Annotated in this window: 11 protein-coding genes; all 11 read right to left on the bottom strand. The window is 61.3% G+C overall.

Annotated elements, in window-relative coordinates; translation table 11 throughout:
- Positions 1-72: 72 nt before the first annotated feature.
- The 11 genes from HV782_RS04050 to aroQ all read right to left on the bottom strand — a co-directional run bounded on the left by HV782_RS04050 (position 73) and on the right by aroQ (position 13,104).
- Positions 73-669 carry a MarC family protein gene (locus HV782_RS04050; protein WP_064117315.1) on the bottom strand — a complete coding sequence of 199 codons (597 nt, stop codon included), beginning with the start codon at positions 667-669 and terminating at the stop codon, positions 73-75.
- Positions 670-828: 159 nt separating this feature from the next.
- The gene (locus tag HV782_RS04055) at positions 829-3,603 is read right to left on the bottom strand and encodes a hybrid sensor histidine kinase/response regulator (protein ID WP_186747466.1); all 2,775 of its coding nucleotides are present in this window, start codon (positions 3,601-3,603) and stop codon (positions 829-831) included.
- A 99-nt stretch (positions 3,604-3,702) separates the two neighbouring features.
- Positions 3,703-4,998, bottom strand: a complete 1,296-nt coding sequence (gene purD, locus HV782_RS04060; RefSeq protein ID WP_186747464.1) for a phosphoribosylamine--glycine ligase — start codon at positions 4,996-4,998, stop codon at positions 3,703-3,705.
- Positions 4,999-5,168: 170 nt separating this feature from the next.
- Entirely contained in the window at positions 5,169-6,776 is a 1,608-nt protein-coding gene (purH, locus tag HV782_RS04065; protein ID WP_123471039.1) for a bifunctional phosphoribosylaminoimidazolecarboxamide formyltransferase/IMP cyclohydrolase, read from the bottom strand.
- Positions 6,777-6,858: 82 nt separating this feature from the next.
- Positions 6,859-7,179 carry a DNA-binding transcriptional regulator Fis gene (gene fis, locus HV782_RS04070; RefSeq protein ID WP_002555375.1) on the bottom strand — a complete coding sequence of 107 codons (321 nt, stop codon included), beginning with the start codon at positions 7,177-7,179 and terminating at the stop codon, positions 6,859-6,861.
- Positions 7,176-8,186 carry a tRNA dihydrouridine synthase DusB gene (dusB, locus tag HV782_RS04075; protein WP_186747461.1) on the bottom strand — a complete coding sequence of 337 codons (1,011 nt, stop codon included), beginning with the start codon at positions 8,184-8,186 and terminating at the stop codon, positions 7,176-7,178. Before dusB ends, fis begins: the two co-directional genes overlap by 4 nt.
- A 185-nt stretch (positions 8,187-8,371) precedes the next feature.
- Positions 8,372-9,658 carry a DUF3426 domain-containing protein gene (locus HV782_RS04080; protein ID WP_128615478.1) on the bottom strand — a complete coding sequence of 429 codons (1,287 nt, stop codon included), beginning with the start codon at positions 9,656-9,658 and terminating at the stop codon, positions 8,372-8,374.
- A gap of 30 nt (positions 9,659-9,688) precedes the next feature.
- The gene (gene prmA, locus HV782_RS04085; protein ID WP_123471045.1) at positions 9,689-10,567 is read right to left on the bottom strand and encodes a 50S ribosomal protein L11 methyltransferase; all 879 of its coding nucleotides are present in this window, start codon (positions 10,565-10,567) and stop codon (positions 9,689-9,691) included.
- 195 nt (positions 10,568-10,762) lie between these two features.
- Positions 10,763-12,121, bottom strand: coding sequence for an acetyl-CoA carboxylase biotin carboxylase subunit (gene accC, locus HV782_RS04090; RefSeq protein WP_045122275.1), 1,359 nt, complete (start codon positions 12,119-12,121; stop codon positions 10,763-10,765).
- Between the two features lie 17 nt (positions 12,122-12,138).
- Positions 12,139-12,603 carry an acetyl-CoA carboxylase biotin carboxyl carrier protein gene (accB, locus tag HV782_RS04095; protein ID WP_103306135.1) on the bottom strand — a complete coding sequence of 155 codons (465 nt, stop codon included), beginning with the start codon at positions 12,601-12,603 and terminating at the stop codon, positions 12,139-12,141.
- Positions 12,604-12,651: 48 nt separating this feature from the next.
- Entirely contained in the window at positions 12,652-13,104 is a 453-nt protein-coding gene (aroQ, locus tag HV782_RS04100; protein WP_123471047.1) for a type II 3-dehydroquinate dehydratase, read from the bottom strand.
- Positions 13,105-13,173 lie beyond the last annotated feature (69 nt).

The raw sequence follows: 13,173 nt of genomic DNA on the forward strand, positions 1-13,173 counted from the left end.
CGACAGCAAAACGCCGCGAACCCTGTCGTTCGCGGCGTTTTGTTGTGCACCCGTTATCCGCGATCCCGGCCGTCAGGGCACCAGATAACCCTTTATACCGGTGAAGATAATCTGTGCCGCCAAGGCACAGACAAACAAGCCCATCAGCCGACTGACAATCTGCAAACCCTGATCGCCGAGGATCCGCTCGATGCGGTTCGACAGATAAAGCACCACGCCCACGGTGAAGCTGGCCAGTGCGATGCTCATGATCGCGGTGAGTTTGTCGTCCCAGTGTGGCTGGCTGACGCCCATGACCAGCAAAGCACCGATGGTGCCGGGGCCGACCGTCAACGGAATGGTCAGCGGCACGATGGTCACGTCCTGCTGCACGTTATCGGCCTGCACCGCCGGTTTTCCCTGTGCCATGCCCAGTGCCGAAATGAACAGCACACTGCCGGCACCTATGCGAAAAGCATCCACGGTGATGCCGAACACATCGAAAATCACCCGCCCGAACAGATACAGCAACACGCTGGAGACCAGCGTCGCCAACGCCACCTTCCAGGCCAGGCGCCGTTGCTCCTTGCGCGAATAACCACGGGTCAGGCTGATGAAACAGGACAATACGAAGAACGGGCTGTAGAGCACCAGCATCTTCAGGTAAACGCTGAACAGCACATGGAGCATGGTGTCGGCTCGCGGCAGGAGAGTGTGGGGATGGAGTCTATCAGTCGAGCAGCAATTGAGGCGTGACGGCGCTCATGGCAGCGCAGGTCGCGGTGGTGTCCGTCTCGCCCAGGTCACCGGGTGCACTCGAGCGTCGATTGCATCCCGCCAACGGGCGATTCAGAAGGTCGACGCCGTTCGGTTCTGCTGATCACGCTGGGCCACCCAATGCTCGATCAACTCGCGCAACTGCGATAACTCGACGGGTTTGGACATGTGCCCATCCATGCCGGCCTGACGTGCGCGTTCTTTGTGTTCGGCGAGGATGTGCGCCGTCAGCGCGACGATCGGCGTGCGGATGCGCTGGTTGCTGACCTCCCAGGCGCGCAGTTGCTGGGTCGCGGAGAAACCATCGAGAATCGGCATTTCGCAGTCCATCAACACCAGATCGTAACGTTGGGCTTTCATCGCCTGCAGGGCTTCTTCGCCGTTGCTGGCGGTGTCCGGTTGCAGGTTGAGTTTGCCGAGCATGCCGCGAATCACTTTGGTCGAGATGGTGTTGTCTTCGGCGACAAGGATGCGGAAATCGCTCGGCACCTTGGCTGCCGTAGACGGCGTCACCACTTGCGGCTGGAACACCACCTGGCCCTTGTTGCGCTGGTTCAACTCGTCGGCGAGCGTGGTCTTGAGCGTATAGCCGGCCACCGGTTTGGCGAGAATGCGCTTGATCCCGGAGTTGCGCGCGATGATCTTGCTCGGCGCGTTGCTGATGCCGGTGAGCATGATCAGCAGGATGTCGTGGTTCAGGCTCGGGTCTTCCTTGATCTTCGCGGCCAGTTGCATGCCGGTCATGCCGGGCATGTTCTGATCGAGCAGCACCACATCGAAATAGTCGCGCAGGTGCGCCTTGGTCCGCAGCAGCGCCAGCGCTTCCTTGCCCGACGGCACGGCACTGACGTTCAGGCCCCAGGCGCTGCATTGCTGCACCAGCACTTTGCGGCAGGTGTCGTTGTCGTCGACCACCAGCACGCGCGCGCCTTGCAACGGGCTGTCGAGATCGGAGGTCGGGTGTTCGAGGCGATCTGGATCGAGCGGCAAGGTCAGCCACAACGTGCTGCCCTGACTGGCGCCGCTCTTGATGCCGAATTCGCCGTGCATCAGGCGGATCAGTTGCCGTGCGATCACCAGTCCGAGGTTGCCGCCCAGGCGGTTGGCCGAGAGGAAATGCTTGCTGTGCAGTTCGGCGTGCATCAGCGCTTCGCGTTCCTCCGGCTCCATCGGCTGGCCGCTGTCCTGCACGGCGATGCGCAGGCGCGGTTTGTCACTGCGCTCGTCGAGGGCGACGACGATCAGCACTTCGCCTTCATCGGTTTTCTTCAGGGCGTTTTCCAGCAGGCTCAGCAGTGTCTGGCGCAAGCGTGTCGGGTCACCGCTGATCACGCGCGGCACCTGCGGCTGAATGAAGCTGATCAGCTCGACGTTCTGCTGTTCGGCCTTGGCGCGGTAGATGCTCAGGCAATCGTCGATCAGGGCGTTGAGGTCGAACTGTACGTCGTCCAGTTCGATCTGCCCGGATTCGAGCTTGGAGATGTCGAGAATCTCGTTGATCAGCGTCAGCAGTTCGTTGCCGGCGCTGTGGATGGTTTGCACGTAATCGCGTTGTTTGACCGACAGCGGGGTGCCCAGCAGCAGCTCGGTCATGCCCAGTACGCCGTTCATCGGGGTGCGGATTTCGTGGCTGATCTTGGCGAGGAATTCGGCCTTGGCGTTGATCTCGGCATTGCTCGCGGCGAGGTCGCGGCTGATGCTGAAACGGCTTTCGGTGATGCTGCGCTGGCGCTCGCCCAGGGCAATGCTCATCAACAGGCCGCTGACGCAAATGAACGCCATCAGCGTCATTATCAAGCCTTGCGGTGCAACCAGGGTCAACCCGAGCAGCGCCGGCAGAATGATCAGCGTGCCGATGTTGAACACCACCATTGCCGCGACAAACAGCCGCGCCGGACGATAACCCTTCTGCCAGTGATAGACCGCCACGAACAGCATGCTCAGGCCGGCCAGGGCCACCAGCGCATAGGTGATGATGTTCAGCGGCAGGGTGTTGACGAACAACAGCAACAGGCTGCAGGTCACGATGAACAGAATGTCGCCGAGCAGCAGTTTGTTCAGCGGGTGCGGACCGAGCGGGGCGAAGAAGCGCAAGGCGAACATCAGCCCGGCCGGGGCGGTCAGCAACAGCGCGAGGTAGGCGCCCGGGGTCTGGATCGCATGCCAGTTCGGCAACCAGGGACCGGCGAGGTTGAGCAGCAACAACAGGCTGAGCGCCAGCAGAGCTTCGCAAATGGCCAGCCACAGGCTGCTGCGCGAACGGGAATAGGCGTAGCGCACCAGGTTGTGCAGCAACAACATGCCGAGGCAGCCGAACAACAGGCCGAAAATCAATGTCTGGTTATGGTTGGCCGCGCTCATCACGGCTGATTGCAGCGTGATATGCGGGCGTAACTGGTGGTCGGACACCATCCGCAGGTAGATATCGAGAGGTTTGTTGCTCTGGGGCAGCGGCAGCATGAAGTCGCTGCTCGGCAATGGCCGTTCAGCCTGCGGCTGGCGGGTGCCGGTGTCGCGTTGCTCGATCAGCTGGTCGCCGTCCAGCACATAGAGATTGAGGTGCGACAGGTCCGGGGCAAAGATGCGCAGCACCTGTTCGTGTTTGCCCGGCGCCAGTTTGAAACGCAGCCACAGTGCGCCATCGGGCTCGGCGGCCGTGAGGCGGTCCAGTTCGATGGGGCTGAATTGATTGGTGTAGCGAGCCGAGCGAATGTCGCTCAGTTGCAGATTGCCCTGGTCGTCGAGCAATACCGACCAGCCACTGCCTTGCGCGGCCAGGGCCGGGAGCATGCAGAGCAAGGTCAGCAACGTGACGGTGAAACTTATGGCAATCCTGAGCCAGCGCACGGCGAAATCCCTTCGTAGGTTGATGCCAGAATATAACGATGCGCGACGGCGGAACAGCCCGGCAAGGAACGGCATTCCCCGCCGGGCGTGATGTGCAGCTTATTCCTGGGTTTCGCCACGTTCACGGGCAATGGCGCGGTAGCCAATGTCCTTGCGGTAGAAGCAACCTTCCCAGTCGATCGCCGCCGCCAGTTTGTAGGCCTGCTGCTGGGCGTCGCTCACGCTGGCGCCCATGGCGGTGGCGCAGAGTACGCGACCACCGGCGGTGACCACGTTGCCGTCTTTCAGCGCGGTGCCGGCATGGAAGACTTTGCCTTCCAGGCTGGCGGCGGTGTCCAGACCGTTGATCGCTGCGCCCTTGGCGTAGTCGCCCGGGTAGCCGCCAGCGGCCAGAACGATGCCGACGCTCGGACGTGGGTCCCACTGTGCTTCAACCTTGTCCAGCGCTTGCGCCAGAGCGGCTTCGACCAGCAGCACCAGGCTCGACTGCAGACGCAGCATCACCGGTTGGGTTTCCGGATCGCCGAAGCGGCAGTTGAACTCGATGACCTTCGGATTGCCGGCCTTGTCGATCATCAGACCGGCATACAGGAAACCGGTGTAGACGTTGCCTTCCTCAGCCATGCCGCGCACGGTCGGCCAGATCACCAGATCCATCACGCGCTGGTGCACGTCAGCGGTGACCACCGGGGCAGGGGAGTAGGCACCCATGCCGCCAGTGTTCGGGCCGCTGTCGCCGTCGCCGACACGTTTGTGGTCCTGGCTGGTGGCCATCGGCAGGACGTTCTTGCCGTCGACCATGACGATGAACGAGGCTTCTTCGCCGTCGAGGAATTCTTCGATGACTACGCGCGAACCGGCGTCGCCGAACGCGTTGCCGGCGAGCATGTCCCGCACCGCGTCTTCGGCTTCGGCCAGGGTCATGGCAACGATCACGCCTTTACCGGCGGCCAGGCCATCGGCCTTGATCACGATCGGTGCGCCTTTCTCCCGCAGATAGGCCAGGGCCGGCTCGATCTCGGTGAAGTTCTGGTAGTCGGCCGTCGGGATCTTGTGACGGGCGAGGAAGTCCTTGGTGAAGGCTTTCGAACCTTCCAGCTGTGCAGCGCCGGCGGTCGGACCGAAGCAGTCCAGGCCACGGGAGCGGAACAGATCGACCACACCCGCCACCAGTGGCACTTCCGGACCAACGATGGTCAGGGAAACGTTTTTCTCGGCGAAGTCGGCCAGTTGCTCAAGGGCCAGTACGTCGATGGCGACGTTTTCGCACTTGGCTTCAATCGCGGTACCGGCGTTGCCCGGCGCGACGAAAACCTTCTGCACACGCGGATCCTGAGCCACTTTCCAGGCCAGGGCGTGTTCACGGCCACCGCTGCCAATGATCAAAATGTTCAAAGAAAGACTCCTTCGGAGAAGCTGCAAGCTACAAGCTGCAAGTGAAAGCCCATGGGGCTTCTCAGATGCAACTTGTGGCTTTGAATTAGTGTGGCTGCCAGTTGCAAGAAGAACGACGAGTGTCCGCTTTTTCTTGCAGCTTGCAGCTTGAGGCTTGTAGCTGCCGCAACTCAGTGACGGAAGTGGCGCATGCCGGTGAAAACCATCGCAATCCCTGCCTCATCGGCCGCAGCAATCACTTCAGCATCACGCATCGAGCCGCCCGGCTGGATCACCGCCGTGATACCGACCTTGGCCGCGTTGTCCAGACCGTCGCGGAACGGGAAGAACGCGTCCGATGCCATCACCGAACCAGCCACTTGCAGACCGGCGTGTTCAGCCTTGATTGCAGCGATACGTGCCGAGTTGACGCGGCTCATCTGGCCGGCGCCGACGCCGATGGTCTGACGGTTCTTGGCGTAGACGATGGCGTTGGACTTAACGTACTTGGCCACTTTCCAGGCGAAGATCAGGTCGTTGATTTCCTGTTCGGTCGGGGCGCGCTTGGTCACGACCTTCAGGTCATCGGCGCCGATCATGCCGATGTCGCGGCTCTGTACCAGCAGGCCACCGTTGACGCGCTTGTAGTCCCACGCCGGAGCGCGGTCAGCCGACCACTCGCCGCAGGCCAGCAGGCGCACGTTGGCTTTGGCCGCGACGATGGCGCGGGCTTCTTCGCTCACGCTTGGGGCGATGATCACTTCCACGAACTGACGCTCGACGATCGCCTTGGCGGTCTCGGCATCCAGCTCACGGTTGAAGGCGATGATGCCGCCGAAGGCTGATTCGGTGTCGGTGGCGTAGGCCAGTTCGTAGGCCTGACGGATGCCGCCCTCGGCGTCCGGGCTCACGGCCACGCCGCACGGGTTGGCGTGCTTGACGATCACGCAGGCCGGTTTGACGAAGCTCTTCACGCATTCCAGCGCGGCGTCGGTGTCGGCCACGTTGTTGTACGACAGCTCTTTGCCCTGCAGTTGGGTCGCGGTGGCAATGCCGACTTCGGCAGGCTTGGCTTCCACGTAGAACGCCGCGCTCTGGTGCGGGTTCTCGCCGTAGCGCATTTCCTGAGCCTTGATGAACTGGCTGTTGAAGGTGCGCGGGAATTCGCTGCGACCTTCGGTGCTCAGCACGTCGGCAGCCTGATTCACGGTGCCCATGTAGTTGGCGATCATGCCGTCGTAGGCGGCGGTGTGTTCGAATGCCTTGAGCATCAGGTCGAAACGCTGCGCGTAGGTCAGGCCGCCGGCCTTGAGGTTTTGCAAAACGTTGGCGTAATCGCTGGCATTCACCACGATCGCCACGTCTTTATGGTTTTTCGCTGCCGAACGAACCATGGTCGGGCCGCCGATGTCGATGTTCTCGATCGCGGTCGGCAGGTCGCAGCCTGGTTTGTTGATGGTGGCTTCGAACGGGTAGAGGTTAACGGCAACCAGGTCGATCGGCTTGATACCGTGCTCGTTCATGATCGCGTCGTCGATCCCGCGACGACCGAGGATCCCGCCATGGATTTTCGGGTGCAGGGTTTTCACCCGACCGTCCATCATCTCAGCGAAACCGGTGTAATCCGCGACTTCCACTGCGGCAACACCGTTGTCGCGCAGCAGCTTGAACGTCCCGCCGGTGGAGAGGATCTCGACGCCCAGAGCTTCGAGCTCCCTGGCGAATTCGAGGATCCCGGTCTTGTCGGAAACGCTGATCAAGGCGCGGCGGATCGGCAGGCGGGTAGTCTGGTCGGTCATCTCAATTTCCATCAAAAGCAAAGGAAGTCAGCAAAAAAGGCGACCGGTTTTACGCGGGCGCCTTTCTGGTTTGATTGAATGCTTACAGCAGATCGTACTGCTTGAGTTTCTTGCGCAGCGTGCCGCGGTTGAGTCCGAGCAGCTCACTGGCCTTGGTCTGGTTGCCCTTGACGTAGTTCATCACGCTTTCGAGCAGGGGAGCCTCGACTTCGGAGAGCACCAGGTTGTACACATCCGTGACGGACGCGCCCTCAAGGTGGGCGAAATAATTGTGCAGCGCCTTCTCGACACTCCCGCGAAGGGTCTGGCCTTCTTCGCTCGGGGTATTGAGGTGCTGTTTCAAATTCACGTTGTCGCTCACGGGTGTTGTTCCACTCACTAAAGTCTCGGTCATCATCGTCATGCGGCCACCCCTTCTTCGTCCCCTGTCAGGCTCTTGTAACGCTCGGCGAAAAACTCCCGAACGTTGGCGCATTGTGTTTCCGTACCATCCAAACGATTGAAGTGGGCGCGAAACTCCTTGGCGCCCGGCAAGGTTGCGAGATACCAGCCCACATGCTTGCGGGCAATACGGACGCCCATCACATCCCCATAGAAGGCGTGAAGTGCGGCCAGATGCTCCAGCAGGATGCGTTCCACTTCGATCAGCTCCGGTGCCGGCAATTTCTCGCCGGTACGCAGGAAGTGGTCGATCTCACGAAAAATCCATGGCCGCCCCTGGGCGGCACGGCCTATCAACAGGCCATCGGCACCGGTCGCGTCGAGCACGTAACGGGCCTTTTCCGGCGAAACGATGTCGCCATTGGCAAACACCGGAATCGACACGGCCTGCTTGATCGCGGCAATCGTGTCGTACTCGGCTTCACCGGTATACAGATCGGCGCGAGTGCGGCCATGCACTGCCAGCGCGGTGATCCCGGCCTGCTCGGCGATCTTCGCCACGGTCAAGCCGTTCTTGTTGTCGCGATCCCATCCGGTGCGGATCTTCAGGGTGACCGGCACATCGACCGCAGCCACCACGGCCTGCAGGATCTCGGTCACCAGTGCTTCATCTTTCAGTAACGCGGAGCCGGCGGCCTTGTTGCAGACCTTCTTTGCCGGGCAACCCATGTTGATATCAATAATCTGTGCGCCCAGTTCGACGTTGGCCCGGGCCGCTTGCGCCAGCATCTGCGCGTCGCCACCGGCAATCTGTACCGAGCGTGGCTCGGGATCGCCTTCGTGGATCATGCGCATGCGCGACTTGCGGGTGTTCCACAGGCTCATGTCACTGGTGACCATTTCCGAGACTACAAGCCCTGCGCCCAAACGCTTGCACAGCTGACGAAAGGGCTGGTCGGTGACCCCCGCCATCGGGGCGAGAATCAAGCCGTTCTGCAATGTGTATGGGCCGATGCGTACCGCCGACATAGGACTTCCCTGAAGTGGGGCCGGATCATGAGAGTTCGAAAAAGGGTTGGCATGATACCCGCTCTCGATGACTGGATAAAGGCTGAATTGAACAAAATCTGAACAGTTATTCTGTTATCGCCAGCGGTTTGGTTGGCCGCGGCGCAGTCAGAAAACCGCCGTCAATGCAGAAGCGGTGAAGCGGTTCACTCCGGGGAGTGAAAACTCAGGCTGTAATTCACCGCTTTCGGGCCTGGGTCGAGAATATCCAGCGCGATGTGGATCGGTGTTTGTGGTGGCATTTCCGCCAGCCCTTCGAGATCGCCACTGAGGTATTCGCCGGGTTTGAAGCGACGACTGGCAATCAGATGGCCATTGAGGTCGGCAAAGCGCAGCTCCAGCAGCGGAAACGGCTGGGAGAACGTCGCCCGGTTATAGATGATCGCATCGACCACCAGTGCGCCGCTGAACTCCGGGTGGCTGCGCACCACCAGGTTGCTGCTCTTGATTCTGGCGATGTCGACTTTGGATGGCACCGTGCAGCCGATCTGCGGGCAGACCTGCTGAAACCAGGGGCGGTACTGATCCTGCCGCGCCAGCTCATCGAAATGATAGGCAATGTATTGGCCGGCAAGGCCGCCGGCCGCCAGCAGCACCAACAGCAGCCAGAGCAGGCGTCGGCCCCAGGGCGAGCGGCGCTTTTGCCAGTCCAGTTGTAGCGGATCGTCGGTCAGGTCCTGCAGGACTTCAGCGCGCACGCCCGGTTCGGCGCGTTCACGCTGTTTGCGCAAAGGCTCGACCGCTGGCAGATCGTCCTCATCGCTGTCGTCGCTGGCGGACAAACGTTCGCGGCGGGCATGTGGATCAATCGGATCGTGCAGGCGCAGTTGCGGGATCGCCGGTTCGTCGTCCAGGTCCACCGGTTCCAGCGACAGCGAAGGTTCGGTGCGCGCAGGCTTGAGTGGTTCTGGCTCGACAATCTCGGATTCGGCAGCGAGCTCGGGCTCATGTTCGGGCAAATGCTCGTCGTCGCGAGCGCTGAACAGGCTGTCGCGCCATACCGGTTCATCGGTTTCGTGGTTGTCACGGCGGGCGCTCAAGGCGTCTTCCCGCGGGCGACCGAATTCCGTGGTCGGCTGGATTTCACGTTGCTCGAGGCGGGCGAGTTCTTCGTCCAGATCGAGGCTGTCGAGGTCCAGGTCCGAGGCGCTCCATTGCTTTTGGCTGATGGCGCGTGGTGCGGGTGTTTCGGCGACGGACGGAGGTTCTGCCGCAGGCGTTGGTGCCGGGCTCGGCGCCGGTTCGCCCAAGGGGGGCGCGACCGGTGTCACCGCGTCCTTGCCGGCGTGTTGCTCAAGCAGCTGTTTGGCGGCGTTGAACACTTGCAGGCAGGAGCCGCAGCGAACCACCCCGCGGGCCACGCTCAATTGAGCATGGCTGACACGGAAGCTGGTTTGGCAATGCGGGCACTGGGTGACGAAACTGTCGGTCATGCGGCGATCCGGATTATGCAGGCGGACATATTAGCGCCGACGGCCGGTGATGCGCACCCAGCCATCGCGATTGGCGATCGGGTCGAGATCGAAGTCCTGTGCATAAGCGGCGGCCACTTCATCACCTTGTTCGGCGAGGATACCCGACAGCGCCAGACGTCCACCGGACTTGACCAGCCCGGACAGCTGCGGCGCCAGAGAAACCAGCGGGCCGGCGAGAATGTTGGCGACCAGCACATCGGCTTTGACCTGCGGCAGGTCTTGCGGCAGGTACAGCGGGAACAGTTCGTCGGCAATATTGTTGCGCCCGGCATTGTCGCGCGAGGCTTCCAGCGCCTGTACGTCGATGTCGGTGCCGACGGCTTCTTTGGCGCCAAGCAGCAGGGCGGCAATCGCCAGAATTCCCGAACCGCAACCGAAGTCGAGCACGTTGCAGTCTTTCAGGTCCTGGCCGTCGAGCCATTCCAGGCACAGCGCGGTGGTCGGGTGTGTGCCCGTGCCGAACGCCAGGCCCGGGTCCAATAGCAGATTGACCGCGTCAGGTTCCGGCGCCGCGTGCCAGCTCGGCACGATCCACAGGCGCTGGCCGAAACGCATCGGCTGGAAACCGTCCATCCAGCTGCGTTCCCAGTCCTGGTCTTCGATGACTTCGCTGTGGTGCTCGGGCAGCGGGCTGCCGGTCAGCAGTTCCAGGTGCGCCAGTACCGGTTCAGGCTCGGTGCCGCCTTCGAACAGCGCCAGCAGGTGCGTGTGCGCCCACAGCGGGGTGGTGTTGAGTTCCGGCTCGAAGATCGGCTGATCTTCGGCGTCCATGAAGGTCACCGACACGGCGCCCACTTCAAGGAAAGCGTCTTCGTAGGTTTCGGCTTGTTCCGGGCTGATGGCGAGGCGTACTTGCAGCCAAGGCATGGCGGGCACCTTTGAAAAAATATTGATTGCAGCCTAGCGGCCAGCGAGAAGCGCGCAAGTTTACGCGAGCGCGCGCCGTTTGTGGGAGAGACTTGAAACGCCATTCCCTTGTCGGTGTGAGCCTGCAGGGGGGTATGTAATCTGCAGAAACAACAAAGCCGCCCGAAGGCGGCTCTGTCTGGTGCGGGCTGAAGCTTAGTGCTTCTCGCCAGCCAGCTTGTGCTCGAGGTAGTGAATGTTCACGCCCCCTTTGCAGAAGCCTTCGTCGCGGGTCAGATCGCGGTGCAGCGGGATGTTGGTCTTGATCCCGTCAACCACGATTTCGTCCAGGGCATTGCGCATGCGTGCCATGGCTTCGTCGCGGGTGGCGCCGTAAGTGATCAGCTTGCCGATCAGCGAGTCGTAGTTCGGCGGAACGGCATAGCCACTGTACAGGTGCGAATCGACGCGAACGCCGTTGCCGCCCGGGGCGTGGAAATGCTTGACCGTGCCCGGGCTCGGCATGAAGGTTTTCGGGTCTTCAGCGTTGATCCGGCACTCCAGCGAGTGACCGCGGATAACCACGTCATCCTGGGTGAACGACAGCTTGTTGCCAGCGGCGATGCTGAGCATCTCCTTGACGATGTCGATACCGGTGACCATCTCCGAAACCGGGTGCTCCACCTGAACACGGGTGTTCATTTCGATGAAGTAGAAACGACCGTTCTCGTAGAGGAACTCGAAGGTGCCGGCGCCACGGTAACCGATGTCGATGCACGCCTTGACGCAACGAGCCAGTACTTCCTGGCGCGCTTGCTCGTCGATGCCCGGTGCCGGCGCTTCTTCGAGAACCTTCTGGTGACGACGCTGCAGCGAGCAGTCGCGGTCGCCCAGATGGATGGCGTGGCCCTGGCCGTCGGACAGTACCTGCACTTCGACGTGACGTGGATTGGTGAGGAATTTTTCCAGATAGACCATCGGGTTGCCGAACGCCGCGCCAGCTTCGGAGCGGGTCAGTTTCGCCGAGGCGATCAGGTCTTCTTCCTTGTGCACCACGCGCATGCCGCGACCACCGCCGCCGCCAGCGGCCTTGATGATCACCGGGTAGCCGACTTCACGACCGATGCGCAATGCCGTTTCTTCGTCTTCCGGCAGCGGGCCGTCGGAACCTGGAACGGTCGGTACGCCAGCTTCGATCATCGCGTGCTTGGCCGATACCTTGTCGCCCATCAGGCGAATGGTGTCGGCTTTCGGGCCGATGAAGGCGAAGCCGGAGTTCTCGACTTGCTCGGCAAAATCGGCGTTTTCCGCGAGGAAACCGTAGCCTGGGTGAATGGCGGTAGCGCCAGTCACTTCAGCGGCAGCGATGATGGCCGGGATGTGCAGGTAGGACTGAGCGGCAGACGCCGGGCCGATGCAGACGGATTCGTCTGCCAGGCCCAGGTGCATCAGCTCTTTGTCGGCCTTGGAGTAAACGGCGACGGTCTTGATGCCCATCTCTTTGCAGGCACGCAGAATCCGCAGGGCGATCTCACCGCGGTTAGCGATCAGAACTTTTTCCAACTTCGCAGTCATCAAAGGCTCTCCGCAGTTCAAACGATGGTGAACAGCGGTTGGTCGTACTCAACCGGCTGGCCGTCTTCGACGAGGATGGATTCGATCACACCGCTGGTTTCAGCTTCGATGTGGTTCATCATCTTCATGGCTTCGACGATGCACAGGGTGTCGCCTTTCTTCACGGTCTGGCCGACTTCAACGAAGGACGGCGAGGTTGGCGAAGATTTGCGATAGAAGGTGCCGACCATCGGCGAACGGGCAACAGTGCCGTTCAGCGCTGGCGCAGCAGCGGCAGCCGGGGCTGCGGCAGCAACCGGAGCAGCAGCGGCGGCAGGTGCAGCGGCCGGTGCTTGCATCGGAGCCGGCGCGTAGTACTGCTGAGCCGGGGTCTTGCTGTGACGGCTGATGCGTACGGACTCTTCGCCTTCCTTGATCTCGAGCTCGTCGATGCCGGACTCTTCCAGCAATTCGATCAATTTCTTAACTTTACGGATATCCATGAATCATCAACTCCCAAGGGTCGGTCAGGGGCGTTTAACGCTTGTAGTTCAAGCCGTTGCCTGTGTTTCAAGCTGTTCTAGCGCAGCCTCCAGGGCCAGTCGGTAACCGCTGGCGCCAAGGCCGCAGATCACTCCCACCGCTACATCGGAGAAGTAAGAGTGATGGCGGAAAGGTTCGCGTTTGTGCACGTTGGACAAATGCACTTCGATGAATGGGATGCTCACTCCCAGCAGCGCGTCACGTAATGCAACACTTGTATGTGTAAAAGCTGCTGGATTGATCAGAATGAAATCGACGCCTTCGCCGCGTGCGGCGTGGATGCGGTCGATCAATTCGTACTCGGCATTGCTTTGCAGATACTGCAGATGATGGCCGGCTTCACGGGCGCGGCGTTCCAGATCCTGATTGATCTGCGCCAGCGTCGTGGAACCGTAGGTGCCGGGTTCGCGGGTGCCGAGCAGGTTCAGGTTGGGGCCGTGCAGGACCAGTAAGGTTGCCATCTGCGTTGTCCTTGTTATGAATGAGCAGTCGTCAGAACCCGGCGACTATGCCGCAAAGACTTTATGACT

Origin of the sequence: Pseudomonas monsensis (assembly GCF_014268495.2) — a bacterium.
In the GTDB taxonomy this organism is placed as follows: Bacteria; Pseudomonadota; Gammaproteobacteria; order Pseudomonadales; family Pseudomonadaceae; genus Aquipseudomonas; species Aquipseudomonas monsensis.